The organism is Psychrobacter sp. 1Y4 (genome assembly GCF_051847555.1).
The window spans coordinates 1-957 of the sequence record NZ_JBPYDE010000215.1 but is presented as its reverse complement, the minus strand read 5'-3'; the positions used below and the strand labels follow the sequence as shown (position 1 = coordinate 957).

1 pseudogene is annotated in these 957 nt (G+C 41.3%); it reads left to right on the top strand.

Annotation, left to right across the window (positions count from 1 at the left end):
* Positions 1-779: pseudogene (locus ACS8FC_RS15325) on the top strand (DNA-directed RNA polymerase subunit beta'); the annotation flags it as partial.
* Positions 780-957 lie beyond the last annotated feature (178 nt).

The following is a 957-nucleotide window of genomic DNA, read 5'->3' as shown; positions in this document are numbered from 1 at the left end:
ACGCTATCATGGCAGAAATGACTGGTGTGGTAAGCTTTGGTAAAGAGACTAAAGGTAAGAACCGCTTCATTATTACTAATGAAGATGGTGAAGTACATGAAGAGCTAATCCCGAAATGGCGTCAAATCAACGTCTTCGAAAACGAGACGGTAGCACGTGGTGAAGTGATCGCTGATGGTCCACAAAACCCGCATGATATCTTACGTTTGAAAGGTCAGACTGCACTTGCTGATTATATCGTCAACGAAGTACAGGACGTTTATCGCTTGCAGGGTGTAAAAATCAACGACAAGCACATCGAAGTTATCATTCGTCAGATGCTGCGTAAAGTTGAAATCACTGACGGCGGCGATTCAAGTCACTTCAAAGGTGATCAGGTCGAGTATGCAGATATCAAAGCATTGAATGCGAAGCTAGAAGCGGAAGATAAATTCCCAGTACAGTTTGAGCGTCAATTATTAGGTATCACCAAAGCAAGTCTAGCAACTGAAAGCTTTATCTCAGCCGCTTCTTTCCAGGAAACAACCCGTGTACTAACTGCGGCTGCTGTGACTGGTAAAGTGGATGAGCTACGTGGTCTGAAAGAAAACGTAGTCGTTGGTCGCTTGATTCCTGCAGGTACGGGTCTTGCTTATCATAAAGCCCGTAAAGACAAGGCTGATCAGAAGCTACAAGACAATGATCTTAATGCAGCGTTTGATATGACTGCAAGCACTGATAGTAAAGACTTTGCAAGCTTTGATGAAGCCTTTGCTCAAGAGTTAAATCAAAATAATTAATCGTATTGAGTATTTTGATTCATTCCCAATTTAAGAAAAAGCCAGCCTAAGTCGCTGGCTTTTTTGTGTGTATAAAAACTGAGAAAGGCATGGTGCTATTATCTAAAAAAATAGTACACTGGAAAACAAGCCTCAATTCACTATTTATAAAAGGATAAGTCGCAAATGGCAGGTAAAA